Source organism: Methylobacter sp. BlB1 (assembly GCF_015476545.1).
GTDB lineage: Bacteria > Pseudomonadota > Gammaproteobacteria > Methylococcales > Methylomonadaceae > Methylobacter.
Map to the genome: position 1 here is coordinate 10,918 of NZ_JADMKV010000048.1, position 25,388 is coordinate 36,305.

At 53.4% G+C, this 25,388-nt stretch carries 28 protein-coding genes and 2 pseudogenes; 16 read left to right on the forward strand and 14 right to left on the reverse strand.

All coding sequences use genetic code 11. From position 1 onward, the window contains the following. The 10 genes and pseudogenes from IT781_RS15980 to serA all read right to left on the reverse strand — a co-directional run. A pseudogene (locus IT781_RS15980) lies at positions 1–482 on the reverse strand (protein TolA); the annotation flags it as partial. A gap of 7 nt (positions 483–489) precedes the next feature. Beyond that, positions 490–936: a protein TolR gene (gene tolR, locus IT781_RS15985; protein ID WP_194971176.1), complete on the reverse strand. Its 447-nt coding sequence runs from the start codon at positions 934–936 to the stop codon at positions 490–492. After that, positions 933–1,610, reverse strand: coding sequence for a protein TolQ (gene tolQ, locus IT781_RS15990; protein ID WP_194971177.1), 678 nt, complete (start codon positions 1,608–1,610; stop codon positions 933–935). The genes tolR and tolQ overlap by 4 nt, the downstream gene beginning before the upstream one ends. Further along, positions 1,600–2,001, reverse strand: a complete 402-nt coding sequence (gene ybgC / locus IT781_RS15995) for a tol-pal system-associated acyl-CoA thioesterase (RefSeq protein ID WP_194971178.1) — start codon at positions 1,999–2,001, stop codon at positions 1,600–1,602. The genes tolQ and ybgC overlap by 11 nt, the downstream gene beginning before the upstream one ends. Positions 2,002–2,132: 131 nt before the next feature. Next, a complete protein-coding gene (gene ruvB, locus IT781_RS16000) occupies positions 2,133–3,167 on the reverse strand; it encodes a Holliday junction branch migration DNA helicase RuvB (protein WP_194971179.1) in 1,035 nt (344 codons plus the stop codon). Continuing rightward, positions 3,164–3,760, reverse strand: a complete 597-nt coding sequence (gene ruvA / locus IT781_RS16005) for a Holliday junction branch migration protein RuvA (RefSeq protein WP_194971180.1) — start codon at positions 3,758–3,760, stop codon at positions 3,164–3,166. Before ruvA ends, ruvB begins: the two co-directional genes overlap by 4 nt. Beyond that, complete coding sequence (ruvC, locus tag IT781_RS16010; protein WP_194971181.1) at positions 3,757–4,257, reverse strand: crossover junction endodeoxyribonuclease RuvC; 501 nt, start codon at positions 4,255–4,257, stop codon at positions 3,757–3,759. Before ruvC ends, ruvA begins: the two co-directional genes overlap by 4 nt. Positions 4,258–4,308: 51 nt before the next feature. Further along, the gene (locus IT781_RS16015) at positions 4,309–5,058 is read right to left on the reverse strand and encodes a YebC/PmpR family DNA-binding transcriptional regulator (protein ID WP_194971182.1); all 750 of its coding nucleotides are present in this window, start codon (positions 5,056–5,058) and stop codon (positions 4,309–4,311) included. Between the two features lie 68 nt (positions 5,059–5,126). Then, on the reverse strand, positions 5,127–5,768 hold the full coding sequence (locus IT781_RS16020) for an HAD-IB family phosphatase (RefSeq protein WP_194971183.1): 642 nt from the start codon (positions 5,766–5,768) through the stop codon (positions 5,127–5,129). 9 nt (positions 5,769–5,777) lie between these two features. Further along, the gene (serA, locus tag IT781_RS16025) at positions 5,778–7,361 is read right to left on the reverse strand and encodes a phosphoglycerate dehydrogenase (protein WP_194971184.1); all 1,584 of its coding nucleotides are present in this window, start codon (positions 7,359–7,361) and stop codon (positions 5,778–5,780) included. Between the two features lie 94 nt (positions 7,362–7,455). On the opposite strand from serA, the gene IT781_RS16030 reads away from it, so the two are divergent. The 9 genes from IT781_RS16030 to glp are packed head-to-tail and all read left to right on the forward strand — an operon-like array spanning position 7,456 to position 13,023. After that, the gene (locus IT781_RS16030; protein WP_194971185.1) at positions 7,456–7,956 is read left to right on the forward strand and encodes a peroxiredoxin; all 501 of its coding nucleotides are present in this window, start codon (positions 7,456–7,458) and stop codon (positions 7,954–7,956) included. Positions 7,957–7,959: 3 nt separating this feature from the next. Further along, the gene (gene hemJ, locus IT781_RS16035) at positions 7,960–8,385 is read left to right on the forward strand and encodes a protoporphyrinogen oxidase HemJ (protein WP_194971186.1); all 426 of its coding nucleotides are present in this window, start codon (positions 7,960–7,962) and stop codon (positions 8,383–8,385) included. A 2-nt stretch (positions 8,386–8,387) separates the two neighbouring features. After that, complete coding sequence (locus IT781_RS16040; RefSeq protein ID WP_194971204.1) at positions 8,388–9,167, forward strand: hydroxymethylpyrimidine/phosphomethylpyrimidine kinase; 780 nt, start codon at positions 8,388–8,390, stop codon at positions 9,165–9,167. Beyond that, a complete protein-coding gene (thiE, locus tag IT781_RS16045; protein WP_194971187.1) occupies positions 9,167–9,799 on the forward strand; it encodes a thiamine phosphate synthase in 633 nt (210 codons plus the stop codon). The genes IT781_RS16040 and thiE overlap by 1 nt, the downstream gene beginning before the upstream one ends. Next, complete coding sequence (gene soxX / locus IT781_RS16050; RefSeq protein ID WP_194971188.1) at positions 9,796–10,137, forward strand: sulfur oxidation c-type cytochrome SoxX; 342 nt, start codon at positions 9,796–9,798, stop codon at positions 10,135–10,137. Before thiE ends, soxX begins: the two co-directional genes overlap by 4 nt. Positions 10,138–10,165: 28 nt before the next feature. Then, a complete protein-coding gene (soxY, locus tag IT781_RS16055; RefSeq protein ID WP_194971189.1) occupies positions 10,166–10,636 on the forward strand; it encodes a thiosulfate oxidation carrier protein SoxY in 471 nt (156 codons plus the stop codon). Between the two features lie 2 nt (positions 10,637–10,638). After that, the gene (soxZ, locus tag IT781_RS16060) at positions 10,639–10,950 is read left to right on the forward strand and encodes a thiosulfate oxidation carrier complex protein SoxZ (RefSeq protein WP_194971190.1); all 312 of its coding nucleotides are present in this window, start codon (positions 10,639–10,641) and stop codon (positions 10,948–10,950) included. Beyond that, a complete protein-coding gene (gene soxA, locus IT781_RS16065) occupies positions 10,913–11,767 on the forward strand; it encodes a sulfur oxidation c-type cytochrome SoxA (RefSeq protein ID WP_194971191.1) in 855 nt (284 codons plus the stop codon). The genes soxZ and soxA overlap by 38 nt, the downstream gene beginning before the upstream one ends. Continuing rightward, complete coding sequence (gene glp / locus IT781_RS16070) at positions 11,764–13,023, forward strand: gephyrin-like molybdotransferase Glp (protein WP_194971192.1); 1,260 nt, start codon at positions 11,764–11,766, stop codon at positions 13,021–13,023. Before soxA ends, glp begins: the two co-directional genes overlap by 4 nt. A gap of 93 nt (positions 13,024–13,116) precedes the next feature. Here glp and IT781_RS16075 read toward each other — a convergent pair whose 3' ends face one another. After that, a complete protein-coding gene (locus tag IT781_RS16075) occupies positions 13,117–13,881 on the reverse strand; it encodes an ABC transporter permease (RefSeq protein WP_194971193.1) in 765 nt (254 codons plus the stop codon). Then, positions 13,878–14,807, reverse strand: a complete 930-nt coding sequence (locus IT781_RS16080) for an ABC transporter ATP-binding protein (protein WP_194971194.1) — start codon at positions 14,805–14,807, stop codon at positions 13,878–13,880. Before IT781_RS16080 ends, IT781_RS16075 begins: the two co-directional genes overlap by 4 nt. A gap of 139 nt (positions 14,808–14,946) precedes the next feature. Here IT781_RS16080 and ppx point away from each other — a divergent pair, with 139 nt between their 5' ends. Next, positions 14,947–16,446 (forward strand): exopolyphosphatase, encoded by a 1,500-nt coding sequence (gene ppx, locus IT781_RS16085; RefSeq protein ID WP_194971195.1) that lies wholly within the window; start codon positions 14,947–14,949, stop codon positions 16,444–16,446. Between the two features lie 9 nt (positions 16,447–16,455). Continuing rightward, a complete protein-coding gene (locus IT781_RS16090; protein WP_194971196.1) occupies positions 16,456–17,730 on the forward strand; it encodes a hypothetical protein in 1,275 nt (424 codons plus the stop codon). A gap of 78 nt (positions 17,731–17,808) precedes the next feature. Here the strand turns inward: IT781_RS16090 and IT781_RS16095 are convergent, their stop codons facing one another. Beyond that, positions 17,809–18,813, reverse strand: a complete 1,005-nt coding sequence (locus IT781_RS16095) for a cytochrome-c peroxidase (RefSeq protein WP_194971197.1) — start codon at positions 18,811–18,813, stop codon at positions 17,809–17,811. A gap of 367 nt (positions 18,814–19,180) precedes the next feature. Here IT781_RS16095 and IT781_RS16100 point away from each other — a divergent pair. Further along, a pseudogene (locus IT781_RS16100) lies at positions 19,181–19,963 on the forward strand (arginase); the annotation flags it as partial. 17 nt (positions 19,964–19,980) lie between these two features. Here IT781_RS16100 and IT781_RS16105 read toward each other — a convergent pair. Continuing rightward, positions 19,981–21,069, reverse strand: a complete 1,089-nt coding sequence (locus IT781_RS16105; protein WP_228779209.1) for an ornithine cyclodeaminase — start codon at positions 21,067–21,069, stop codon at positions 19,981–19,983. Between the two features lie 71 nt (positions 21,070–21,140). Between IT781_RS16105 and IT781_RS16110 the strand changes: the two genes are divergently transcribed. The 4 genes from IT781_RS16110 to IT781_RS16125 all read left to right on the forward strand — a co-directional run bounded on the left by IT781_RS16110 (position 21,141) and on the right by IT781_RS16125 (position 25,209). Further along, positions 21,141–21,890, forward strand: a complete 750-nt coding sequence (locus IT781_RS16110) for an oxygenase (RefSeq protein ID WP_194971198.1) — start codon at positions 21,141–21,143, stop codon at positions 21,888–21,890. 110 nt (positions 21,891–22,000) lie between these two features. Continuing rightward, on the forward strand, positions 22,001–24,262 hold the full coding sequence (locus tag IT781_RS16115; protein ID WP_194971199.1) for a PAS domain S-box protein: 2,262 nt from the start codon (positions 22,001–22,003) through the stop codon (positions 24,260–24,262). 253 nt (positions 24,263–24,515) lie between these two features. Continuing rightward, on the forward strand, positions 24,516–24,770 hold the full coding sequence (locus IT781_RS16120) for a hypothetical protein (protein ID WP_194971200.1): 255 nt from the start codon (positions 24,516–24,518) through the stop codon (positions 24,768–24,770). A gap of 10 nt (positions 24,771–24,780) precedes the next feature. After that, positions 24,781–25,209, forward strand: coding sequence for a hypothetical protein (locus IT781_RS16125; RefSeq protein ID WP_194971201.1), 429 nt, complete (start codon positions 24,781–24,783; stop codon positions 25,207–25,209). Positions 25,210–25,388: the final 179 nt, after the last annotated feature.

Sequence of the window (25,388 nt, forward strand, 5' to 3'; positions counted from 1 at the left end):
TTTGCTCTTGCTATTTCAGCCTGCTCTGCTGCGGCTTTGGCAGCCGCGGTTCTTTCCGCTTCAGCCTTTGCGGCTGCGGCTTTTTCCGCGGCAACTTTCTCGGCAGCAGCCTTTTCAGCTGCTTCAGCAACGGCTTTTACTTTTGCAGCCTCGGCTTTTTCAGCCGCTTCTTTTCGGGCAGTTTCGGCTTTCTCGGCTGCAGCCGCTTTTTCCGCCTCGGCTTTGGCGGCTTCGGCTTTTTGCTGCTCGGCTAATTGTTGGCGTTTCAATGCAGCGGCTTTTTGCTCAGCCTGCTTCTCAGCTTTAGTATCGGCTTCCTGAGGCGCGTCAATTTCTTCCAGCGAAGCCTGGATAATTTCCGGCGCTGGCTCGCTGCTTTGTTTAGGCTTGGTATCGAAACTTAACGCAAACAGGCTAAAGAGAACAACATGCAAAGCTAAAGCCAGGAGAAATGGCTTTACAAATCGTTTTTGACTATCCATTTACTTTCTATTTATCTTCAGGTTTAGTCATCAACCCTACATTGCTCAGTAAACCGGTCTTTTTCAGCTCAGCCATTAATTTGACCACCTTGCCATAGCCCAGCGTTTCATCGGCATTGATCAGAACCTGGGTTTGCGGCTTGCCGCTCAGGACGGCTGTCACGCGCGCCGTTATTTCCTCCGGCTGTATGGGCTCATCCTTGCCGTCGCCATTGCTGATAAAGTATTGCTCCTGTTTATCGATAGTCACGACAAGCGGCGGATCATCCTTCTGTTCCACGGTTGCCGATTCAGCCTTGGGCAGATCGACTTTCACGCCGGTCTGCAGCATAGGCGTCGTGATCATGAAGATGATCAGCAATACCAGCGTAACGTCAATGTAGGGAACGACATTGATTTCCGCCATGGGTTTTCTTCGGCCTCGGCCGCGTTTGCTGCTTTCTACCGGACTCATTTGTTGTGCGCCTGTCTTTGCAATAATACGATGAACTCTTCAACGAACAGGTCATAGCGTCCTGTCAGCCTATCCAGACGCGTGGAGAAACGGTTATAGGAAACAACGGCCGGGATCGCGGCGAACAGGCCGATGGCCGTTGCGATCAAGGCCTCGGCAATACCGGGCGCCACTTGCGCCAATGTCGCCTGCTGGACATTGCCCAAGGAACGGAATGAATTCATGATGCCCCATACCGTACCGAACAAGCCGACATAAGGACTGGTCGAGCCGACGGTCGCCAGAAACGGCAGGTGCTCATCAAGCCGGTCCAGTTCGCGCGACAGTTCGATGCGCATGGCGCGCTGGGCGCTTTCCACTTGTACGGCGGGCTCAACATTGCCGGTCTGGCGCATGCGGGAAAATTCCTTGTAGCCGGCCAGGAATATTTTTTCTATGCCTTCCGGCTCGAAGTCTTTCGAGGTCAGTTTTCTGTAAAGATCGGCCAGCGGCACGCCGGACCAGAATTGTTCTTCGAACTCGTCGGTAATTTCCAGAGCCCGAATCAGCACTTTGCGTTTGGAAAAGATAAATGTCCATGATACGACTGAAGCTGTCAGCAATATCAGCATGACAAATTGAACGACGAAACTCGCTTCTGTGATCAAATGAAAAATGGATAAATCAGTACTCATTCTTTAACTGCTCTTGTAATTTCTCAGGAATAGCTTTAGGGCGCATGGTTTGCGCATCCAGACAGGCAATTCGGATTATGCCCTTGCATAAAACCTCATCGCCTCGTGTAATTTCTTGCTCAAAATCAAAACTGGCTTTTTTGACAAGGCTCAAGTCGGCACTGACCTGTAGTTGCTCGTTGAATCGGGCCGGAATCAGGTAATCGACCTGGATAGAGCGCACGACAAAGATAATGCCCTCCGCCATCAACTGATCCTGTTCATACCCCATCACCCTCAACATTTCGGTCCTTGCCCGTTCGAAGAACTTCAGGTAGTTGGCGTAATACACCACGCCGCCCGCATCAGTGTCTTCGTAATAAACCCGTACTGGCCAGATAAATTTTTTCATTATTCTTTATTCCCTCATTGATGAGTCCTCTAAAACTGCGCTGATATCAAAAATACGCTTTAAAGCGTAAAAAGGGCGACTAAAAAGCCACCCTTTTATGTCCCTGCGTTCCTGATCAAATAAAAAAACTATTATGTAAATATATCTTCCGATACGCCCAGCTGTTGCGGCGGCTGCAGGCCAAAATGCAGATAGGCGTGTTGCGTCACCACGCGCCCGCGCGGCGTGCGCATAATGAACCCCTGCTGCAGCAAATACGGCTCCAGCACGTCTTCAATCGTGCCGCGCTCCTCGCTGATGGCCGCCGCCAGCGTGTCGAGCCCCACCGGCCCGCCGGCAAAATTTTCAATCATGGTCAGCAGCAGCTTGCGGTCCTGCGCATCGAAGCCGTTGTTATCGACTTTCAGCATGGTCAGCGCCTGGTTGGCGATTTCCTGCGTCACGATGCCGTTGCCTTTGACTTCGGCAAAATCGCGCACGCGACGCAACAGACGATTGGCGATACGAGGGGTTCCGCGCGACCTGCGCGCAATCTCAAAGGCGCCGGCCTGCTCCATGTTGACGCCCAGCATTCTTGCCGAACGCGCGACGATGCTGGCCAGTTCATCGACCGTATAAAACTCCAGTCTTTGCACGATGCCGAAACGGTCGCGCAGCGGCGAAGTCAAAAGACCTGCGCGGGTCGTCGCGCCCACCAGCGTGAACGGCGGCAGGTCCAGCTTGATGGAGCGCGCGGCCGGCCCTTCGCCGATCATGATATCGATCTGATAATCTTCCATCGCCGGATACAGGATTTCTTCAACCGCCGGACTCAGGCGATGGATTTCATCGATGAACAGCACATCATGCGCTTCAAGATTGGTCAGCAGCGCGGCAAGATCGCCGGCCTTGTCGAGCACAGGCCCTGACGTCTGGCGAATATTGACGCCCATCTCGGCCGCAATGATATTGGCCAGCGTGGTTTTGCCCAGGCCCGGCGGCCCAAAAATCAGAACGTGATCCAGCGCTTCCTGACGCGCGGTAGCCGCCTGAATGAAAATCTCCATCTGCGCGCACAACTCTTTCTGGCCGACATAGTCAGCCAAGCGCTTGGGCCTAATAGCCCGATCCTGCCGCTCTTCATCGGAAAGCCTGTGAGCGGTCACTATGCGATCTCTTTCTATCATCTTAAGGCGCCTTGCAATGCCAACCGGATAATATCTTCACAGCTTTTATCTTCCGTGCTGATGCCTTGCACCATTTTCGCGGCATCCTGCGGCTTGTAGCCTAATGCACATAAAGCGCTGATAGCTTCCTGCTTGGGATTGCCCGCCTGAGCCATTGAAACATCGACCCGCACCGGCGCCGCATCCCCTAAATTCGGCAGCCTGTCGCGCATTTCAATTACCAGCCGCTCAGCCGTTTTCTTGCCTACGCCCGGCAAACGAACCAGCGCCTGTATGTCACCGTTCAGGATGCACTGATGAAACTCATCTGCGCTCTGGCCTGATAAAATCGTCAAAGCCAGCTTGGGGCCGACGCCGTTGACCTTGATCAGATTCCTGAACATCAGGCGATCAGCTTCGGTTGAAAACCCGAACAGAATATGGGCATCTTCGCGCACGACAAGATGCGTATGCAGCTGAACCTCTTCGCCGATGGCCGGCAGATTGTAAAAAGTCGTCATCGGCGCTTCGACTTCATAGCCGACGCCGTGCACATCGAGCAGCAGCATAGGCGGCGCTTTATGCACCAGCTTGCCGCGTAAAAAACCTATCATTTCAACGCTCTCTGCTGCAAACGCAGCGCAGTCTGCCGGTAGTGGGCGTGGCAGAGCGAAAGCCCCAGCGCATCGCTGGCATCGATCTGCAGCTCGCCCTGCAGATTCAGCAGAATTTTCACCATGTGCTGAACCTGGAGCTTTTCGGCGCTGCCCTTGCCCACTAGCGCCTGCTTGACCTGGCGGGCGGCGTATTCGAACACCGGCAGGCCAGTTACCTGAACCGCGCAAATGGCCGCGCCGCGGGCTTGCCCGAGCTTGAGCGCGGAATCGGCATTTTTATGCATGAACACCTGTTCTATAGCCATTTGCTCAGGTTGATATAAGTCGACAATTTCCAGAATACCGTCAAAGATTTGCTTGAGCCGGTCAGGGAAATAGTCGGCATTAATGCGGATACTGCCGCTGGCTATATAGCTATAACCACGCGGCGAATGCTCGATAATGCCGTAGCCGGTAATTCTTGAACCAGGATCTATCCCCAAAATACGCGTCACAATGAATGGTGTCTACCAGTGATAATTTCAAGACTGAAAAGCCAATATGCCTTATTCAGACAACTGTTCCATGATATCGTTGCTGATATCGGCGTTGGAGTAGACGTTTTGCACGTCGTCCAGGTCTTCCAGCCGCTCTATCAGACGCATCATTTTCTCTGCGGTTTCGGCGTCGAGCTCGGTGTTGGTTGACGCCTGCATCGTGATCTCGGCATTTTCAGGCTGAAAACCTGCTGCAATCAGGGCATCTTTGACTTCCAGGTAATTTTCCGGTGTGGTCATGACATCCTTCGAGCCGTCATCGTTGCTCACGACGTCGTCTGCGCCGGCTTCCAGGGCCGCTTCCATCAGCGCGTCTTCATCGACTGAATCGGCATAAGAGATAATGCCAACCTTGGTAAACATATAACCCACGGAGCCGTCGGTACCCAAATTGCCGCCCGCTTTGCTGAAGGCATGGCGTACTTCGGCAACGGTGCGGTTGCGGTTATCGGTCAGGCAGTCAACCATGACGGCCGTACCGCCTGGACCATAGCCCTCATAACGCACTTCCTCGTAGTTGACACCTTCCTGCGTACCGGTGGCTTTTTTGATGGCGTTTTCAATGGTATCGCGCTTCATATTGGCGCCCAGACCTTTGTCTATTGCTGTCCGCAAAGACGGGTTAGTCGCAGGGTCGCCGCCGCCGGATCTTGCCGCTACCGAAATTTCTCTGAGGATTTTAGTGAAAAGCTTGCCGCGCAAGGCGTCCTGTCCGGCTTTGCGGTGTTTGATATTAGCCCATTTACTATGTCCAGCCATTGTCTCTCTCTAGCAACAGTTTAAAATTTATCAATTTTAACATCCTGCACGGCGCTAATCGATACACTTTATAAAATATACGGCAGAACGTCGGTCAATGAAGGTCCGGAAACAAAAACATCGGCTTGCTCATGCACAATAGCCCGGTCCGTCACGCCACCGAAACCGATCACATAAGCGCCGGCCCGCTTGGCTTCTATGTCGGTCTTGCCGTCGCCAATCATAACGACAGAGGCTTGCGGCCTGCTTAACTCCCGACAACAATCCGCCTTGCCGCCTGTCCTGGCTAAAGGCGAAGCCTGGTCGTAGCCGCGATAGCAGCCTTCTTCGTCAAAATAAACATTGACGGCGTGCACATGGCTTTCGGCCAGATCCAGATACCGGGCCAAAGGCAACAGCGCCTGCCGGATGCCGCCGCTGATGATATGCAGTTCCTTGCCTTGCGCCGACAGCGTCTCGAACACCTGCTCGACCCCCTGGACGATTTCCTCAATGTACAAATCCGCCAGCCAGTCGATGCTGGACTGATCCGGCTTTACCAGCGCCAAACGTTGCCCATAAACCGCTTCCAGCGGCACCTCGCCGTTCATGGCCGCCTCGGTCAGCCTGGACATTTCTTCGCCCAGCCCAACGCGCCGGGCCAGTTCGTCTATGCCTTCCACCCAGCTTAAGGTGCTGTCACAATCAAAACAAACGATATTGAAACTCATACTCTGAACTCACAAATTAATCTGTGTCGCTTTATGCACGGCTGCAATGCCACACAGTTGCTGCAATAAGTCATCCGTCAACGGTTTGGAGACGCTGATGACTGCCATGGCCTGATTCTGGTCATCGGCCGTACTAACTTCCATTCTGGAGATATTGATATCGGCGTTACCCAGTACGGCACTGATAGCCGATATAACGCCTGGTTTATCATCATGGCGCGTAATCAATACGGTACCTATGGGCACGACTTCAATATCGAACTGATCAATGGAAATGAGGCGCGGATGGCGGCCGCCCAGCAAGACGCCGGCCAGCGTAATGCTTTGATCCGCGTAATGCCCAGCCACCTTGATCAGCGACAGGTAGTCCTGCGTTTCCTGCGTTTTTGACTCAATCAAGGAGATTCCCTGGCGACGGGCGATATTTTCGGCATTGACGCGATTGACAGGCGCCGAAACCTGTCCGCTCAGCACGCCAATCAGTGCTGACACAGAAACCGGGCGCGCCTCGACCTCAGCTGCTTTGCCGAACAGCGCCACCTCGATTTTTTCCAGCGGCTTGGGCGCCAGATTAACCAGCACCTTGCCCAGAATGTTGGCCAGCGTCATAAACTCGCTTGCTCGTTTCAACTCCTCGGCCGACAGTCTGGGCAGATTCAGGGCGTTGACCGCCTCGCCGGTTTTCAGGAAAGTCACGGCCTGCCGGGCGATCTCCACGCTGACTGCAACCTGCGCTTCCGTCGTGGAGGCCCCCAGATGCGGCGTAAACACGATGTTATCCAGTTCCAGCAGGGGCGAATTGACCGGCGGCTCATGTTCATAGACATCGAGCGCCGCGCCGGCGATCTGGCCGTTCTTCAAGGCATCATACAACGCACCTTCATCGATCAGACCGCCTCGGGCGCAGTTGATCAGCATGGCTTCCTTCTTCATCATGGTCAGCTGACTGCTGCCTATCAGGCCGCGCGTCTTCTCGATCAGCGGGCAATGCAGGGTGACATAGTCAGACTGGCTCAGCAGATCGCCGAGTTCCACGGACTCGACGCCCAATTCCTCGAAAATCTCCGGCGTTACGAACGGATCATGCGCGATCACATGCATTTTCAGACCCAGTCCGCGCTGGGCAACGATACGGCCAATCGTGCCGAAACCAATGATGCCCAGCGTCTTGTGCGCGACTTCGGAACCCATCAGTCTGGAGCGCTCCCATTTACCGGCACGGATCGAGCGGTCGGCGGTTGGCAGACGCCGGCTCAGCGACATCATGTGCGCGACAGCCAATTCGGCTGTCGTCGTGGCATTGGCATCGGGTGTATTCATGACGATAACGCCCTGCTCCGTGGCCGCAGCCAGATCGACATTATCGACGCCTATGCCGGCGCGGCCTATCAGCTTCAGGCGCTTGGCGGCCTGCAGGACTTTTTTGGTGACTTTTGTATCGCTGCGTATCAGTAGCGCATCGTAGTCGCCGATAATCTTGCAGAGATCGTCTTCATTCAATCCTGTCTCGATATGCAACTGTATATCGGATTGATCATGCAAATAATTAATTCCCGCTTCTGCCAACTTGTCTGAAATAAGAATTTTTTTCATAAGACAATCTCCGGAAGACTACGCGCTAAATTGATCTATTGAATAACAGCTTTGTTATAATCCCGATATTACCAATAGTTGACATTTTAGGATAATGAAAATTAAAGACTGGTTCTTAGGGGTATTATTGCTGGCGTTAATTTCGGCAGGAATCTGGGTAGGCCTTGGCAAAACCGTGACGCCGGCGCCCGATGCTACTTTCACGACCATTACCGGCAAAAAAATCGCTTTAAATGCGCTGCGCGGCAAGCCCGTGCTGGTCACATTCTGGGCTACCGACTGCCCCGGCTGCATGGAAGAAATCCCGCATCTGGTCGATCTTTACAAAAACTATCATGCGCAGGGACTGGAAATCATCGCTGTCGCCATGTATTACGACCCGCCCAATCACGTCGTCAACATGACGAAAGACAAGTCGCTGCCTTATGAGGTTGCCCTGGATTTGCAGGCCGAGCATGCCAGAGCCTTCGGCGATGTCCGGCTGACGCCGACCACCTTTCTGATCACGCCTGACGGTTCGATTGCGCTGCAGAAAATCGGCGCGTTCGATCCTGACGATATGAAAAACCGCATTGAAGCCCTGCTGAAAGGATAAGCCATGCTCTGGTTAAAAGCATTTCACTTGATTTTCATGGTCACCTGGTTCGCCGGCCTGTTTTACCTGCCGCGTCTGTATGTCTATCACGCCATGAGCGATGACGAAATCAGCAACGAGCGCTTCAAGGTCATGGAGCGCAAGCTGTATTACGGCATCACCACGCCGGGCATGATCCTGACCTTCGTCTTCGGCATCTGGATGTTGGCCGACTATGCCTGGGCCCTATACGGGTCGGCTGGCTGGCTGCACGCCAAGCTGGCGCTGCTGGCCTTGATGGTGGTCTATCATGTTTTCTGCGGGCTCTGGCTGCTCGATTTCAAATATGACCGCAACCGGCGCAGTCATGTCTTTTATCGCTGGATGAATGAAGTGCCGGTCCTGTTTCTGCTCGGCATCGTGATTCTGGCCGTCGTGAAACCATTCTGATGATGAACCGCCCTGTTGTACTCTGTTTTTCCGGCCACGATCCCAGCGGCGGCGCTGGCGTGCAAGCCGATATCGAAACCCTGGTCAGCCAGCAGTGCCATGCCGCCAGCGTGATTACGGCGCTGACCGAACAGGATACGCACAATGTCAAAAAGCTGATTCCGCAACGGCCGGACGACATCATCAGCCAGGCGGCCACGCTGTTGGCCGACCTGCCGGTCAAAGCCATCAAGATCGGCCTGATCGGGCACCATGACACGGCCGCCGCCATTCAGACGGTATTGACCGGCCACCCGCAGATTCCGGTCGTGCTGGACCCGGTGCTGGCGGCGGGCGGCGGCGCCGAGCTGGCGAGCGAAAAGCTCATTGCGGCCGTCACGGACCTGCTGCTGCCTTGCACGACCGTGCTGACGCCCAACAGCGAAGAAGCGCGCCGGCTGACCGGCCTGAGCGACTTGCACGAATGCGGCCTGGCGCTGCTGGATAAAGGCTGCGATTATGTGCTGATTACCGGCACGCATGAAACTTCACCCGCGGTCTGCAATCAACTGTTCCATGACGGCCGCCTGCTCGAAACCTTTACCTGGGACCGGCTGCCGGCCAGCTACCACGGCTCCGGCTGCACGCTGGCATCGGCCGTGGCCGGCCTGATCGCGCAGGGCCTTGACCCGTTCCAGGCTGCTACGGAAGCCCAGGATTATACCTGGCACGCCCTGGAAGCCGCCTATCAACCCGGCCAAGGCCAGCACAACCCCAACCGCTTTTTCTGGATCGACGACTGATGAAATTTCCGCAGACCGGCCTCTACGCCATCACGCAGGCCGACCACAAAACCATCGATACGATTATCGGCGAAGTCGCGGCAGCCATCCGCGGCGGTGCGGCCGTCGTGCAGTATCGCGACAAGAACCCCATCGATGCCGTGCTGCTGGCCCGCGAACTGGTCAAGCTCTGCCATCGCCATGGCGTGCCGCTGATCATCAATGACGACGTCGAACTGGCTGTCCAGACGAGCGCCGACGGCATTCACCTGGGCAAGGAAGACGGCCATATCGCCGAAGCCAGAAAGCGGCTGGGCGCAAACGCCATTATCGGCGTATCCTGTTATAACTCGGTCGAACGCGCTGTCGCAGCTGAAAGAGAAGGCGCAACCTATGTGGCTTTTGGGCGTTTTTTCCCGTCTTCGTCGAAGCCGCTGGCCTCGCCTGCGCAAATTGAAACGCTCAGACAGGCCAAATCCGCGCTGCATATCCCAATCGTGGCCATCGGCGGCATCCTGCCCGGCAACGGCGCGCCTTTGCTGGAAGCCGGTGCAGACCTGCTGGCCGTCATCGGCGGCGTTTTCGACCATCAGCCAGAACAATCGGCCCGCGCGTATCTACCTTTGTTCAAGGCTGAGCCCGTGCTGCCATGAAATCCGGTCTCATTGCCCTCATTCTGCTGCTGCCCTGCGCCGGCATGGCCGATATTCCGAAACAGCGGCTGGATGAAGGCAAGCAAATTGCGTTTGACCGCAACAAGGGCAATTGCCTGGCTTGTCATGTGATTGCCGACGGCGAATCGCCGGGCAATATCGGCCCTGCGCTGGCGACTGTTCCAGACCGGTTTAAGGACAAGCAGCGATTACGCGAACAGATCTGGGACGCGACGCGCTTCAATCCTGAAACCAGCATGCCGCCGTTCGGCAGAAATCATATCCTCGACGCGGAAGAAATCGACAAGGTCGTCGATTATCTCTGGAGTCTGGAGTAACTTATCAGCAATAAAGACTGGAGTCCCCATGCCCGTCAATCGTAGAGAATTTCTGAAAAAATCCGTATCGCTCGGGGCTTACTCAATGGCCCTGGCCAGCGGTCTGGTTAAATCCGGTCCGGCCAGCGCCGAATGGATCGCTGAGCAGTTTGCCCAGGGCAAACTGGAAGAAACGCTGAAAACGCTGTTCAAGGACGCGAAAATCACCGAAAGCGATAAAATCGAGATCCAGATACCGCAGATTGCAGAAAACGGCGCCGTGGTGCCGATCACTGTGACCAGTCATCTTGACGGCGTCGACACCATCTCCATCCTGGTCGAGAAAAACCCTGTGCCGCTGGCCGCCCGGTTCGATCTGTCGCCCGAGCTTGAGCCTTTTGTCTCGGCCCGCCTGAAGATGGCCGAAACGTCCGGTGTCATCGTCATTGCTCAGGCCGGCGATAAGCTTTACAGCGCCAGAGAAACGGTCAAAGTCACGATCGGCGGCTGCGGAGGTTGAGCATGAGCAGCATCAGGATCCGCACCAAACGCATCGACGGCAAGACCCAGATCAGAACCCTGATCACGCATCCGATGGAGCACGGCCGCAACATCGACAAAAGCACGAACCAGCCTATCCCCGCGCACTTCATTCAGGAGCTGACCGTCAAACATAACGGCAAGGTGATCGCCAATTGCGCGGTAGGCGGCGGCGTTTCCAAGGACCCGTATTTCGCCTTCATGCTGAAAGGCGGCGAGCCGGGCGATAAAATCACGATCAGTTGGGTGGACAATCTTGGCCGGCAGGATTCTGAAGAGCATATTATCAAGTAGCGTTGGCGGTTTTATCGGCCTGCTGTTGGCTCTCCCTTCGCAGGCTGATCCGCTGCAGGATCAGCAGAAGTTCCGGCAGCATTACCAGCAGCTGTTCCCAAAGCTCACACTGGCGGACTATGCCGACGGCGTCTATGCGATCGATCCGATCGCGCGCCAGTCCTGGCAGGCGATCGAGGAGTTTCCGCCTTATGACGAGACCATCGAACAGGGTGAAGCCTTGTTCAACGCGCCTTTTAAAAACGGCCGCCGCTATGCCGACTGTTTTCCCAATCAAGGCATCGCCATTGCCCACGAATATCCGAAATGGGACCGCGATAAGGGCGAAGTCATCACCCTGGAGAAAGCCATCAATGACTGCCGCATCGACAATCAGGAAGCACCCCTGCCGTATGAAAAAGGCGACATCGCCCAGCTGCTCGCTTACCTGGCATTCACCTCGCGCGGCAAGCCGATTACGATCACGATACCGGCCGACGACCCGCGCGCCCTGGCTGCCTACCAGCAAGGCAAGGATTTTTACTACCAGCGCCGCGGCCAGTTGAATTTCGCCTGCGCCACCTGCCATGTGCAAAACGCCGGCCGCCAGCTGCGCTCCGAAATCCTGAGCCCTTCACTCGGCCACACCAGCCACTGGCCGGTTTATCGGTTAAAATGGGGCGAAATGGGTACACTGCATCGGCGCTTCAAAGAATGCCTGGAACAGATCAAAGCCCCGCCTATCCCTGCCCAAAGCCTGGAGTTCCGGAATCTGGAGTATTTTTTAAGTTTTATGGGCAACGGCATTCCTACTAACGGACCCAGCACGCGAAAATGATTACGACTCAACCCAGCTGCAACGATATCCATGAACCCGGACTGATCTCCGTCAAAGATGCGCTGGCCCGGATATTGACGGCCGTGCCTGCGATCGAAGGCCACGAGCGCCTCGCTATCGAACACGCCAGAGGCCGTACGCTCTACGAGCCGGTTATCTCGGCCCTCAATGTGCCGGCGCATACCAATGCCGCTGTCGACGGCTACGCGCTGCACGCCGAAGACCTGCCCGACCGGGGCACACGCCGGCTGGACATCATAGGCCAAGCATTTGCCGGCAGGCCCTATGACGGCAGCACGGGACGAGGCCAGTGCATCCGCATCATGACCGGCGCGCCCATGCCGGAAGGCCTCGATACCGTGGTCATGCAGGAACAGGTACAGCTGTCCGATCATTTCATCGAACTGGACAATCGGCACCATGCCGGCCAGAACGTCCGTCAGGCCGGCGAGGACATTCGGCGGGGACAAACCGTTCTGGAGCCGGGCAAATACCTGACGCCGCCCGACATCGGCCTGTGCGCTTCGCTCGGCATCGCCGAACTCAGTGTGTGCCGAAAACTCAGAATCGCTATCGCCTCGACCGGTAACGAAGTGTTCGGCATCGGCCAGACGCCCGGCGCAGGCGGCATTTATGACAGCAATCGCTACAGCCTGCTGGCGGCGCTGGACCGGCCCGATATCGAAATCATCAATTTAGGAATACTGGAAGATGACCCCGACTCGCTGCTGAATAGTTTTGAAGAAGCCGGCGCCTATGCCGACGTGATCATTTCTTCCGGCGGCGTATCGGCCGGTGAAGCCGATTACACGAAAACCGCGCTGCAGGCATCCGGCCAGGTCAACTTCTGGAAAGTAGCTCTCAAACCGGGGCGGCCGCTGGCTTTCGGCCGGATCGGCAAGGCCGCGTTTTTCGGCCTGCCCGGCAATCCCGTCGCCGTCATGGTGACGTTTTGTCAATTTGTGCTGCCCGCTTTGGAAAAAATGCTGGGCATCAATAATAAGCCAATCGTGCCGATCTTCCTGGCCAAAACCACGGAGAACCTGCGCAAGAAACCCGGCCGCACCGAAATCTATCGCGGCATCATTGAACAGAACGAAAAAGGCGAGTGGACTGTGAAAACGACCGGCAAGCAGGGCTCAGGCATTTTGCGTTCGATGAGCCTGGCAAACGCGTTTATTATTCTTGACCATGACAGCGCCGATATCAAAGCCGGCGAATGGGTGACGGTGCAGCCTTTTTCTGGGCTGTTTTAACAAGCTGAGTCGCCTTTGCTGGGTTTCCGCTAAAGCTCCAACCCAGCCTACACGTGCTTTAATTAGGCTTAAAATCGGAGACCAACAACCCCGCTAATTCTTAATCCCCACACCCTTATGCAGCAAAAACAGACTGAACAGAATAAGCAGAACGCTGAAACCGCCGGTCATGGCAAAGGCAATCCCGATGTCCACATCCGTCACGCCAATCAAGCCATAGCGAAACGCATTGACCATATACAGGATCGGATTGCCCTGCGAAATCGTCTGCCAGACGCCCGGCAGCATATCGACTGAATAAAATACGCCGCCCAGATAGCTTAACGGCGTCAATATAAAGTTCGGGATAATGGAAATATCGTCAAAACTGTCCGCGAACACGGCATTGATAAAGCCGGCCAGCGAGAATACCGTGGCCGTCAGCACGGCGATTGATAAAGTAATCAAGACATTGTTGACGGCAATATCGGCAAAGACGAGCGATATCAGCGCCACGACGACCCCCACCAATAAACCGCGGATAATGCCGCCGCTGACATAGCCGGCCAGGATGACCCAGTTGGCTACCGGCGAAACCAGCAGTTCTTCAATATTGTGCTGAAACTTGGTCGAATAAAACGAGGACACGACATTGGCATACGAATGGCTGATCACGGACATCAGGATGACGCCCGGCACGATATAGTCCATATAGCTGGCGCCGCCGACAGTGCCTATCCGGTCGCCGATCAGCTTGCCGAAAATCAGAAAATAAAGCGCAGTCGTAATGGCCGGCGGCAGCAGGGTCTGCGGCCAGATGCGGATAAAGCGCTGGACTTCCTTCTTGATAATGGTTCTAAGGGCTATGGCATGATTCATAGCGGCAACTCGTCAGGTTCTTGGTCGATCAAATCCATAAACAATTGTTCGAGCCGATTGGTCCTGTTTTTCAGGCTGATCACTTTGATATTCCGTTCCGTCAACAAATTGAACAAGGTGTTCAATCCGTTCTCTTTAGGTACTGCCACGTTCAACACTTTGTCCGAAACGCGCTCTATCTGATAGCCATCAATAACCGGCACCGTGTCGATCGGTTCGGCCAGATCCAGCACAAAATAATCGATGTTGAGCCGGGCCAATAAACCCGCCATGTCGGAATTCTCGACGATCTGGCCGTGGTTGATAATGGCGATATTGCGGCACAAGCTTTCGGCCTCTTCAAGGTAATGCGTGGTCAGGATAATGGTCGTGCCCTGCCGGTTGACTTCCTGCATCAATTTCCACATCGAGCGGCGGATTTCGATATCGACGCCGGCCGTCGGTTCGTCCAGAATCAATAATTTAGGCGCATGAACCAGCGCACGGGCAATCATGACCCGGCGTTTCATGCCGCCCGACAAGCGCCTCGATACCGTATCGCGCTTATCCCACAGATCCATTTGCTTGAGGCAGAGTTCGGCTCGCTGCAGGGCGGTTTTGCGCGGTATGCCGTAATAGCCGGCCTGATTGAGCAGAATGTTTTTGACGGTTTCGAACTGGTTGAAATTGACTTCCTGAGGAACCAGGCCGATGCAGCTTTTCGCCCGGGCTCTATCGTGCTGCAGGTCATGACCGAAGATACTGACCGAACCGCTGGTGGCATTAACCAGAGAGCTGATAATGCCGATCGTCGTGGATTTGCCGGCGCCGTTAGGCCCCAGCAAGGCAAAGAAATCACCGGCTTCGACATCAAGATCAATGCCCTTTAAGGCTACGAATCCATTACTATAGATTTTTTTGAGATTGCGGATTGATAATGCCTTCATGCTGAAACTAACACTTAACGGGAGCCTTCAAATAAGTTAAATTAAGCGCCGCATCCATTAGAAAGTACGAGATGGATAGCTAAAAAATTTGTAATTCTATCAGATCTTTAAAAGTTTCGTAGACAAAACCGGATAGCCCGTGCCAAAGAAACCGCCTGAAACCGTTGCTGCTGTAGACCTGGGTTCCAACAGCTTTCACATGATCGTTTGCAGCCTGACCGACGGCAAACTGCAAACGATCGACCGGCTTAAGGAAACGGTCAGACTGGCATCCGGACTGGACAAGAAACACAATCTGGATATCGCCACGCAAAACAGAGCGCTGGAGTGCCTGCAGCGATTCGGCCAGCGCATCCGCAACTTTCCGCCCGGCAGTGTCCGCGCCGTCGGCACCAGTACCCTGCGCATGGCTAAAAATGCCGAACAATTTCTGGCCAGAGCCGAAAAAGCCCTGAATCAGCCCATCGACATCATTTCCGGCATAGAAGAAGCGCGCCTGATTTATCTGGGCGTCTCGCACAGCCTGGGCAGCAATGCCAACCTCCGCTTCGTGATGGACATTGGCGGCGGCAGCACCGAATACATTATCGGCCAGGACGCCACGCCCAAGAAAAAAGAGAGCCTGCCCATGGGCTGCGTCTCGGTCAGCAATGCCTTTTTCAAGAACGGCCGATTATCAAAAAGCGCAATGACTCAAGCCGTCCTTTTTGCAGCCCAGCAGTTGGAACCTTTCGAAAAGAAATTTCAGCGTAAAAACTGGGACGAAGCCATCGGCGCCTCAGGCACGCTACGCGCCATCGACAAGGTTCTGATGGCCAAAAACTGGAGCAACAACGGCATTACCCTGGAAGGTCTGGAGCAATTGATCGTCCATATCAATCGTTGCGATCATGTCAGTGAACTGGACCTGCCGGGACTGGACCCGGAACGCCTGCCGGTGTTCCCAGGCGGCGTCGCGATCGTCTACGCCACCTTCAAAAGCCTTGGCATCGAGCAGATGACCGTCTCCGACGGTGCGCTCAGAGAAGGCCTGATACAGGATTTACTCGGCCGTATCTACGACCGCGACATTCGCTCGGCGACTGTACAGACATTGGCCGAACGCTATCATACCGATAAGGAACATGCTGAACGCATCAGGCAGACCATCCACTCTATGCTGGCGCAACTGAACAGCGAGACCTGCCTTTACAACAACGAAAACAGTGAACAATTTCTGGACTGGGCGGCCTATCTGCATGAGATAGGTCATGATATCGCGCATAACCAATACCATAAGCACAGCGCCTACATTATCGAGAATGGCGATCTGGCCGGTTTTTCCAGACAGGACCAGATCTTATTGGCCACGCTTGTCAGATCGCACCGGCGTAAGTTTTCGCGCGCCCGTTTTAGTGATTTGCCGTATCCCTGGGACATCGATGCCCCTTATCTGGCCATCATCCTGCGGCTGGCCGTACTGCTGCGCCGCAACCGCCACGAACATCAACTGCCGGAGTTCCAAATAGCCATTGTAAAATCCAAAATATGTTTGCAGTTTCCGGATAACTGGCTGGCGCAGTCGCCGCTGACCTATGCCGATTTGATTCAGGAAGCCGACTATTTGAAATCTTCAGGCTTCAAACTGGAGTTTGTATAAGTCATCTTTATGAATACCTTATTACGAACCTTGGGCTATTGCCTTAGTGCATCAGTTATTTTCAGCATCATGCTCGTCCTGTTCGCTATCGGCGATACGCCGGAAACCGAACCGGGCTGGTCGCTGACCCATGATGACGTGGTCAGAGCGAAACAGATTCTGCATGAAGGCGCCAAAACCCGGCCTGACGAAATCAACACGATCGTGCTGACCGAAGCCGACCTTAATCTCGCCGGCAATTATCTGCTGAACCGCTACAGTAAAAGCGCCGTCAAAATAGAGCTAAAGCAGAACAAAGTCAGATTCAATGTCACCATGACGCTGCCTCACAACAGCCTGGGCAAATATCTAAACGTCAGCTTCAGGCTAGGCCACGAAGACAATAACGCCCTTCCCGGCATTACAAAATTCAAGGCCGGAAAGTTATTGCTGCCGGCCAAACTTGCTGCTTTTGTCATTGACATGGTCATTCAGCATTCGTCGCTCAATGAGTACTTCATACTGGCGACGCGCCCCATCAGAGCCGTTCAGATTGAAGGCAAGAAACTGACTATTACTTACAATTCCGATGCCGAAACATTGCGGCAGGCCAAAAACTTCCTGACTCAAGGCCACAGCAGTGACACCCAGGCGCAGAATATCTATGAACAAAAACTGGCCGAGATCATCGCACATCATGACCCGGCCTGGCGCCTGTCGCTGGCCGAACTGCTAAAACCGTTGTTTGAACTGGCTTACCAGCGCTCGACCCTGGAGAATGCCATCGAAGAGAACAGGATCGTGATTTTTACCGTCAACGATTACGTCAACAAGTGGGAAACGCAAAAACTCCTGCCGGCGGCAGAAGCGAAACCGGCTGCCCAACAACACTATTCCGCTTTTCTGTATAAAAGAGTGGATCTGGCCAAACATTTCATCGGATCTGCCGCGCTGACGGCATCAGCCAATGGCCAGGTCGCCAAGATGATTGGTGAGGAAAAGGAATTAAGCGATGCCCAAGGGGGCAGTGGCTTCAGCTTTATCGATCTGGCCGCCGACAAAGCCGGTACGCGCTTTGGTGAAATAGCCACCTCATCGCCTGAAAATGCCCGTAAAATTCAACAAGCCATGTCCAAGATAAAAGATTACAGCGATTTCATGCCGGACCCTCGCGATCTGCCTGAAAATATGGATGAAGCTGAATTCAAAAGGCGCTTCGAATCCATCAACAGCCCAGCCTATCTGGAAGTAGTCAGGCAGATTGATTCTCGCATCGCGGCAGCATCCATTTATAACGACATATAGCTGACAATAAAAAAGGGAGCTAAAAGCTCCCTTTCCGGATAAAGCCAAGTGCCGGGGAGCGCCCCAGCTGTAAAAGGCTTAGTTCAAAGTAGTGCCGTGCGTACCTGGCAGAACCGGCATTTTCTGTCTGGGGAATTCGCCAGTCAGCGCTTGCAGGAAGGCCACGATATCAGCGGTTTCTTCTTTGGACAATTCCTTGTTCAATTGCAGTTTTGCCATTATTTCTACGGCTGAATCCAGCGTTTTAACCGAACCGTTGTGGAAATAAGGCGCGGTCAGAGCGATATTGCGCAAAGTAGGCACTTTCCACAAATGCTCATCGGCAGGATTTTGGCTGACTTCGGCCAGACCTTTATCTTTTGTGAAATGATGTTTTGCTTCAAAACTGCTGTTTTTAGCCACAGGGAATCGTTGGAACGCTCCCTCGCCGTTGAAGGCGGGACCGCTGTGACAGCTTGTGCAACCTACTTCTTCGAATTTCTTCATGCCGCGGACCTGTTGAGCCGTCAAAGCAGTTTCATCGCCTCTGACATATTGGTCATAAGGGCTATTAGGCGTGATCAAAGTTCTCTCGTAAGCGGCAATCGCTTTGGTCGCGTTGTCCTTGGAAATTGAATTTTTACCGAACGCTTTCTCGAATAGCTCTTGATAGCCATCAATGGATTTCAGCCGTGCTACGACTTCATCCCAGTTCTTCATGCCCATTTCGATAGGATTGGTCACAGGACCTGCAGCCTGGGCTTCCAGAGTGGGCGCCCGGCCATCCCAGAACTGGACTTTGCTGAATGCGGCATTCCAGACGGTCGGCGCACTGCGGCCGCCGGTTTTGCCATGGACACCCATCGCATTCGGCCGGTTATCTTCTCCGCCTAACATAGTGTTATGGCAAGATGCGCAGGAAACAGTACCGGTCGAAGACAAACGCGGATCGTGATACAGGATTTGACCCAGCTCGATTTTAGCTTCCGAGGAAGGGTTATCAGCCGGTTCAGGCGCTGCTGTAGGCAAAGCTTCCCAGGCTGAAGCGACAGAAATGCTGCCAGCGAGCATTATCGCTGAAACCAGCGAACGAATTTTAAACATACCATACTCCAAAATGATTACTAACCTTAAGGGCGACTTTTGGGGCGACCAGAATCACCCGACGACTTTTTTTATATTCACCCAATCAAATTGTAAGGTATCAGGCAAACAAGGCACAATCAATTCTTAAGGTCTTCCTCATCAATATGGAGCGACCGGGGCGTGTCTTTCGCGGGAAATGCATTTTTTACGCAGAAAAATGCCAGAAGACCTGCCGGCCGATTTATTGCATGACAAGTCTGTCTTGATAAGAGCGGCTCGAATCGACTCTAAGATTCAGAACCTTAATTAACTTGGCTCTTTTTCAGGAGGAATCGGTATGACTATCCTACAAACACTGGGGATTGCCTCTTGCCTGGGCGGCCCCATGCGGCTATGCGGCTACGCAGCCGAATTACTGCGCGACGGCCTGGCGAGGCAACCTTTGCGGAACGGCGGCCTGCAACTGCAATGGCATATCGTGCATCCTGACAACGAAGGCACAAAAGATGACAAGCTGCGCCGCCTCAACCGGCAAGCCAGCAAATTCACCCGGCACTGGGCCGAAGCCCGCCGGCCTTTCCTGGTGATCGGCGGCGACCATTCCTGCGCCATGGGCACGTGGCCGGGTGTTTTGAAGGCGCTGCCGGAAAATGAAGAGCTGGGGCTGATCTGGATCGATGCGCACATGGATGCCCATACCTTTGAGACATCCCCTTCCAGCAACATCCACGGCATGCCCGTATCGGCTTTACTGGGCAGGGCCGATGCCCGTCTGTCGGCCCTGTATCCGACCGACCGTTTCATCAAGCCGCAAAACCTGATCCAGATCGGTATCCGCAGCTATGAACAGGAGGAACACGCTTTATTGCAAGAAGCGGGCGTCCGGATTATTTTCGCCGACCAGATCACCAGTCTCGCGCAGACATTACAGGGCGCAATGGAACAGCTAAGCCGGACCTGCCACATGATCGGCATCAGCATCGATCTGGATTTCATCGATCCCATCGATGCGCCCGGCGTCGAAACGCCGGCGCCGGGCGGCTTCAGAGCGGCTGAACTCATGGCCGCGCTCAGGTCGGTAAACCGGAACGATAAAATATGCGGCCTGGAAATCAGCGAATACAATCCGGAAAACGATCAGGACAACAAAACGCTGGACCTGATCAGAGCCATCATCGAAGCCTTTTATGCCGACAACAGCCCAAACAAATCCTTGGGATCGTCCAGCTCCGGAATCAGCGGCATATCCGTGCCCAAATGGTGCTCACAGGCCAGTTCGTACACCAGGCGCAGAACCGAGAAATCCTCCAGCGCGAACCCGACCGAATCGAACACAGTAATCTCCTGCGTGTTCTCCCGCCCCGGCTTATGCCCGCCGACCAGCTCCCACAGCTCGGCATGAACATGGCTTGCGTCGCACTGCTGCACTTCACCTTCCACCAGGGCCTGCGGCATATATTCGACAACCAGCTTGGCCGCCGACAACAAAACATGGCTCAATTCGGTCTTGCCGGGGCAATCGCCGCCCACTGCCTGAATATGAGCGCCGGGCGCGACATCTTCCAGTGCAAACAGCGACTGGCGCTTTTTTGCCGCTGTAGCCGTGACAATGATGTCGGCATCCCGCACGGCCTCTTTAATGCTGCGGCACGGCACAAGCTCAAACGGATAAGCCAATAGATTTCTGGCAAATTTGCGCATGGCTCCGATATCCAAATCGAAGAAGCGTATCTGCCGTAGCGGGAAAACGCCGTTGAAACCCAAAACCTGAAATTCCGATTGCGCTCCGGTGCCGATAACGGCTAAAACATCGGAGTCCGGCCGGGCCAGATAGCTCGCCGCCAGCACGCCGGTAGCGGCCGTCCGGAAAGCGGTCAGCAGCGTCATCTCGCAGATCATAAGCGGATACCCCGAAGCCACTTCGCTTAACTGGCCAATGGCGATGACGCTGAGTTTGCCTTCCGCCGTATTGCCGGGATGACCGTTCACATATTTGAACGCGTATAAACTGTCATCCGAACAGGGCATCAGTTCGATAACGCCGTGCGCATAATGCGTGGCATGGCGGGCCGACTTGTAAAACGCGGACCAGCGGGCAAAATCTTGCTTTAATGCAATGAGCAGCCGGCTGAAAAACGATTCAATGCCGACTATGTCTATCAGTCTTTGTATGTCGCTTACGGTCAGAATTTTCATGAACCAGCCCGTCTGTTTTTGGTCTGATGGCAGTGGGACTATCAACATCATCACGTAGTTCAGGTTGAGTTCAGGCAATTAGGCCACATTTAACTAAACTTAAAGCTATATGAATAAAAAATTAACGTAAAAATGAGGACTAAAAAAGAATGAAGACGCCTGCGGTGTCACCAGCCGTTAAAAAAATCAGAACTTATCTGGCTGCGAAAGACCAATTAAATGACACGATCATCCGGTTACGCTTGTACCTTCCCGAAGAAGGTTATGACTATTATGCCGGCCAATGCCTGACGCTCTATAACAATGAAGGCGTCGGGCGCATGTATTGTCTGTCCAGCGTACCGGGACTCGATGACTTTCTTGAATTACAGATCAGCCTGACATCGCACGGCGCGCTGATTCCCTGGATTTATGGAGAACTCCAGGTCGGCGATCAGGTAAGGATCAGTCCCGCATCGGGCGACTGTTTCTATCTGCCCGGCGATCTCAGCCAGCCCATTATGCTGATTGGCACGGGCATTGCACTGGCGCCTCTATACGGCATATTGCGCGATGCGCTGATAAAACACGGGCACAAGGGCGACATCCGCTTATTTCATCAGACGCACAGCCCCGACGAATACTATCTGATTCCGGAGCTGATGGCGCTGCAGACGGAATACCCGAATTTCAGCTACACCCATTTCATCCACGGCAAAAGTCCCGTTAACGTAGCGCTCGATGTGCCTGAAAAATCAACCAGCGAAATGGCCTTCGGCACGATTGAGGACTTGTCCCTTTGGCAGTTATTTCTCTGCGGTGATCCGTCCGTCATTAAGGAGGTCAAACAGGATGCCATTCTTTTGGGCGCTAAAGAAAACAACATTTTTGAAACGCCTTTTGCCATGCCGGGCGACTAAAAACCACTCCGGCATCAGGAATCGGATGCATAAGCGCTCGATGGCGATAATGGCTATTCCTTTTGTATCCGGAAGACATGCACTTTCTTCCGGCCAGCCTTAGCATAATAATGCACCGACTCATAGACAGCCTCAACTTCAATCTCATTATTATTGAGCTGGATCGCTCTGCAGCGGCATTTATGCCGCGCATCAAAAAAATCAATCTTTCCGCAGCGGCTCTTTTAGGCTACAGCGAACAAGAACTGATTGATAAGCCCTTGAATATCGTCTATTCCCCCGAAGCCCTCCCGGAATTGGAGCAAACTGTCCAGGCCTGTTTGACCGGCGCAACCCCGGCCAAAAATCTGGAATGCGGCATCATCACGAAAGACCACAACAGCATTCAGGCATTGATTTCGCTGTCTGTCCTGCCCGACCGGGATGCAAAAGACATTAATATCGTTCTTCTGATTCACGATATCAGCGACAGAAAGCGCATCGACAAGGAATTGTTCATGATGCACCGGGCCTTGGAGCAAAGCGCCAGCTCTGTCGTCATTACCGACACGAGCGGCCGCATCGAATACATCAACCCGAAATTCACCGGACTCACCGGCTACACGCCCGATGAAGTGCTGGGCCAGAATCCCAGAATACTGCAATCCGGCGCGACTTCTCCGGAACAATATCAGGCCATGTGGGAAATGCTATTCAGCAAAGGCGAATGGCGCGGCGAAATCAAAAACAAAAAGAAAAACGGCGAGGTTTACTGGGCCTATGAAAACATCAGCGCCATCAGAAACATGCAGGGAGAGATCACGCATTTCATCTCCGTGGCGGAAGACATCACGTTACGCAAGGAAGCCGAACTGGCGCTAAGCGAAAGCGAGGAGCGTTTCCGGCAAATGGCGGAAATAGCCGGCGAATGGCTGTGGGAGCAGGATCCCGGCGGTTATTACATCTACAGCAGCACGGCCGTCAACCAGATTCTCGGCTTTAAGCCCGAAGAAGTCATCGGCAAACACTATACCGAACTGTTAACGGACCGGGACAAAGCCGACCTGCAGATCTACGTTGCCGTGCGCGAGCCTTTCCGCGCTTTGACCAACCATTACCGGCATAAAGACGGTCATGAGGTGCTGACCGAATCGACCGGCCTGCCGCTTTTCAATGCCCAAGGGAAACTGATCAAATGGCGCGGCGTCGACCGCGACATTACCGCCCAGAAACATTTTCAGGATGCCCTGATCGACAGCGAGAAGCGCACGCGCCTGATCATCGAAAGCTCCATCAACGCCATCGTGATCATGGATGACAGAGGCTTCATCACGGACTGGAATCACCGCGCCGAAAAAATGTTCGGCTGGTCCCATGATGAAGCGGTAGGCCAGCAGCTTAAAGACTTGATTATTCCGCTACGGTTCCGCAATGCGCATCAGAAAGGCCTGGAGCATTTTTTACAGACCGGTGCCGGCCCCTTGCTGAATCGCCAGTTCGAACATGTGGCCCTGCGCCGCGACGGCTCCGAATTTCCTGTCGAACTCAGCATTTCCCCCCTGAAGCTGGGCAATACCTATATTTTCAGCGGCTTCATACACGACATCACGGACCGCAAAGCCGCGGAACAGCAGATCCGCCAAACCCAGGTCAAACTGGCGATCGCCCAGAGCGAAATCAAAATCGCCCGTCAGATACAGGCATCCTTGCTGCCGACGTCATCAATCAAATCGGAGCATTTTGAAGTCACCGGTTTTTGCCTGCCCGCCAATCAGGTCGGCGGCGACTATTTCGACTATTTCATCCGCAATGAAAACCGCCTGGACATGATCATCGCCGATGTCTCGGGCCATTCCATAGGCCCCGCCCTGTTCATGGTCGAAGCCCGCAGCGCGATCAGGACGCGTGCCGCCGGACTGGAAACGCCGGCCGAGACGCTGAGGCTCCTCAATAAATTCCTTTACGAAGACCTGGAAAATTCGGACTACTTCATCACCTTGTTTTACCTGCAATACGATATTCGCAGCCACCAGTTGCGCTTTGCCAATGCCGGACACCCGCCGCCCCTGCTATTCAATCCATCCGAATCCGAGTGCCGGCAGCTTGACGCCGACGGACTGATACTGGGCATACGGGAACAGGTCGATTTCGAGGAGAAAACCACAACGCTTGCGCAAGGCGATCTGATCCTGCTGTATACGGATGGCTTAACCGAGGCCGAAAATATCCACGGCGAATTTTTCGGCCTGAAACGCGTCAACGACATTCTGATTCAATACGCGCAGCAGTCGCCGCAAGCGATTATCGAAGCCCTGCTCGAACAGCTGAAACAATTCAGCCAGACTGAATCATTCGAAGATGACATTACCTTGATGATTTTCAGGCGCAGTTAGGGTGCAGGACATTGAATGGTTCATATCGATCCAACGAAGCCTATTGCGACAGTTGTTTGATCGGCTAGTTAACGGTGGGCAACAGACGGTCGTAACAGACGATCGGTAAGATAATAAGAAACCGTATATCATCCGGTATGTGGAGATATACAGTTAGAGTTTCGAGGATATCCGGTTAGTTTATTGCTTAGTAGACACGGATCAGAGATGATATACAGAAACGATATAATTATTTGTTAGGCATAAATAATCTATGAGAAATTATGATTTAGATGGAATAATAATTATCATCCATGAAAAAAGGCTGCAAAATAAACCAAGTAAAGGGCGCAGGCAGTGGGAATTTTTAAAGAAATTTGATGGAAAAAAAGTTAGTGCTTTTATTGAATCAGCAAAATTAGAAACAAAAAACAATCCTGCTGAGACTTTTCAAGAATCCAATTGGTGGGAAAGAGAAATTGACTGGAATATCGAAAAAGGCAATATAACTATTAAGTCCACTGAATAACAGCTTATTAATGAGTATTCCAAAATACATCCCTCACCCCAATAGAGAAAAGAGAATAAATAGTGCTATCGTGGCAATAAAAGCACTCTTGCCATTAGATATGTATTTAGCCCATAAAAAAGAATTACTTAGTACATGTATTTGGAAAATCACAGAGGCTGATGGAAAGTTAAAGGTTCGCTATTGGTCAGAAGGTGCATTATCGGCATCATCTAAAGATTTACGGCATGAGCATGTATTCGAAAGAAGGGAGCTTATTTCTCGGCTTTTATCAGGCGAAAATATCGACTCCGTTGTTAATGATGCTGTCGGATGCTTAGTAACGAAAGACGAACATACAGTCTTAACTTTATCTGTTGCATCCGGTTGGAATAGATATAAGGATTGTGGAATCATGGTGTTTGATTCAGAGAAACAAGAATGGCTAAAAATCAACTAAAGCGTGGCATTGGTTATATTGTCAACCTTAACAAATCAGTTAAAGGGACGAGCCGTCCGTTGGCGGTTTTGAAGTTCAGTTTTTATCAAGTTTCAGTGGCTTCGCTTAAGCCCGCAGAGACGGCGCGGTAGGATAATGGTATGGACTCCTCCTCTTCCCTGCGGCATCACGATGTGCCA

Coding starts and splice junctions, on each gene's coding strand:
- tolR (WP_194971176.1), bottom strand. CDS start 936: ATGAGTCCGGTAGAAAGCAGCAAACGCGGCCGAGGCCGAAGAAAACCC.
- tolQ (WP_194971177.1), bottom strand. CDS start 1,610: ATGAGTACTGATTTATCCATTTTTCATTTGATCACAGAAGCGAGTTTC.
- ybgC (WP_194971178.1), bottom strand. CDS start 2,001: ATGAAAAAATTTATCTGGCCAGTACGGGTTTATTACGAAGACACTGAT.
- ruvB (WP_194971179.1), bottom strand. CDS start 3,167: ATGATAGAAAGAGATCGCATAGTGACCGCTCACAGGCTTTCCGATGAA.
- ruvA (WP_194971180.1), bottom strand. CDS start 3,760: ATGATAGGTTTTTTACGCGGCAAGCTGGTGCATAAAGCGCCGCCTATG.
- IT781_RS16015 (WP_194971182.1), bottom strand. CDS start 5,058: ATGGCTGGACATAGTAAATGGGCTAATATCAAACACCGCAAAGCCGGA.
- IT781_RS16020 (WP_194971183.1), bottom strand. CDS start 5,768: ATGAGTTTCAATATCGTTTGTTTTGATTGTGACAGCACCTTAAGCTGG.
- serA (WP_194971184.1), bottom strand. CDS start 7,361: ATGAAAAAAATTCTTATTTCAGACAAGTTGGCAGAAGCGGGAATTAAT.
- IT781_RS16030 (WP_194971185.1), top strand. CDS start 7,456: ATGAAAATTAAAGACTGGTTCTTAGGGGTATTATTGCTGGCGTTAATT.
- hemJ (WP_194971186.1), top strand. CDS start 7,960: ATGCTCTGGTTAAAAGCATTTCACTTGATTTTCATGGTCACCTGGTTC.
- IT781_RS16040 (WP_194971204.1), top strand. CDS start 8,388: ATGAACCGCCCTGTTGTACTCTGTTTTTCCGGCCACGATCCCAGCGGC.
- thiE (WP_194971187.1), top strand. CDS start 9,167: ATGAAATTTCCGCAGACCGGCCTCTACGCCATCACGCAGGCCGACCAC.
- soxX (WP_194971188.1), top strand. CDS start 9,796: ATGAAATCCGGTCTCATTGCCCTCATTCTGCTGCTGCCCTGCGCCGGC.
- soxY (WP_194971189.1), top strand. CDS start 10,166: ATGCCCGTCAATCGTAGAGAATTTCTGAAAAAATCCGTATCGCTCGGG.
- soxZ (WP_194971190.1), top strand. CDS start 10,639: ATGAGCAGCATCAGGATCCGCACCAAACGCATCGACGGCAAGACCCAG.
- glp (WP_194971192.1), top strand. CDS start 11,764: ATGATTACGACTCAACCCAGCTGCAACGATATCCATGAACCCGGACTG.
- IT781_RS16075 (WP_194971193.1), bottom strand. CDS start 13,881: ATGAATCATGCCATAGCCCTTAGAACCATTATCAAGAAGGAAGTCCAG.
- IT781_RS16080 (WP_194971194.1), bottom strand. CDS start 14,807: ATGAAGGCATTATCAATCCGCAATCTCAAAAAAATCTATAGTAATGGA.
- IT781_RS16090 (WP_194971196.1), top strand. CDS start 16,456: ATGAATACCTTATTACGAACCTTGGGCTATTGCCTTAGTGCATCAGTT.
- IT781_RS16095 (WP_194971197.1), bottom strand. CDS start 18,813: ATGTTTAAAATTCGTTCGCTGGTTTCAGCGATAATGCTCGCTGGCAGC.
- IT781_RS16110 (WP_194971198.1), top strand. CDS start 21,141: ATGAAGACGCCTGCGGTGTCACCAGCCGTTAAAAAAATCAGAACTTAT.
- IT781_RS16115 (WP_194971199.1), top strand. CDS start 22,001: ATGCACCGACTCATAGACAGCCTCAACTTCAATCTCATTATTATTGAG.
- IT781_RS16120 (WP_194971200.1), top strand. CDS start 24,516: ATGAGAAATTATGATTTAGATGGAATAATAATTATCATCCATGAAAAA.
- IT781_RS16125 (WP_194971201.1), top strand. CDS start 24,781: ATGAGTATTCCAAAATACATCCCTCACCCCAATAGAGAAAAGAGAATA.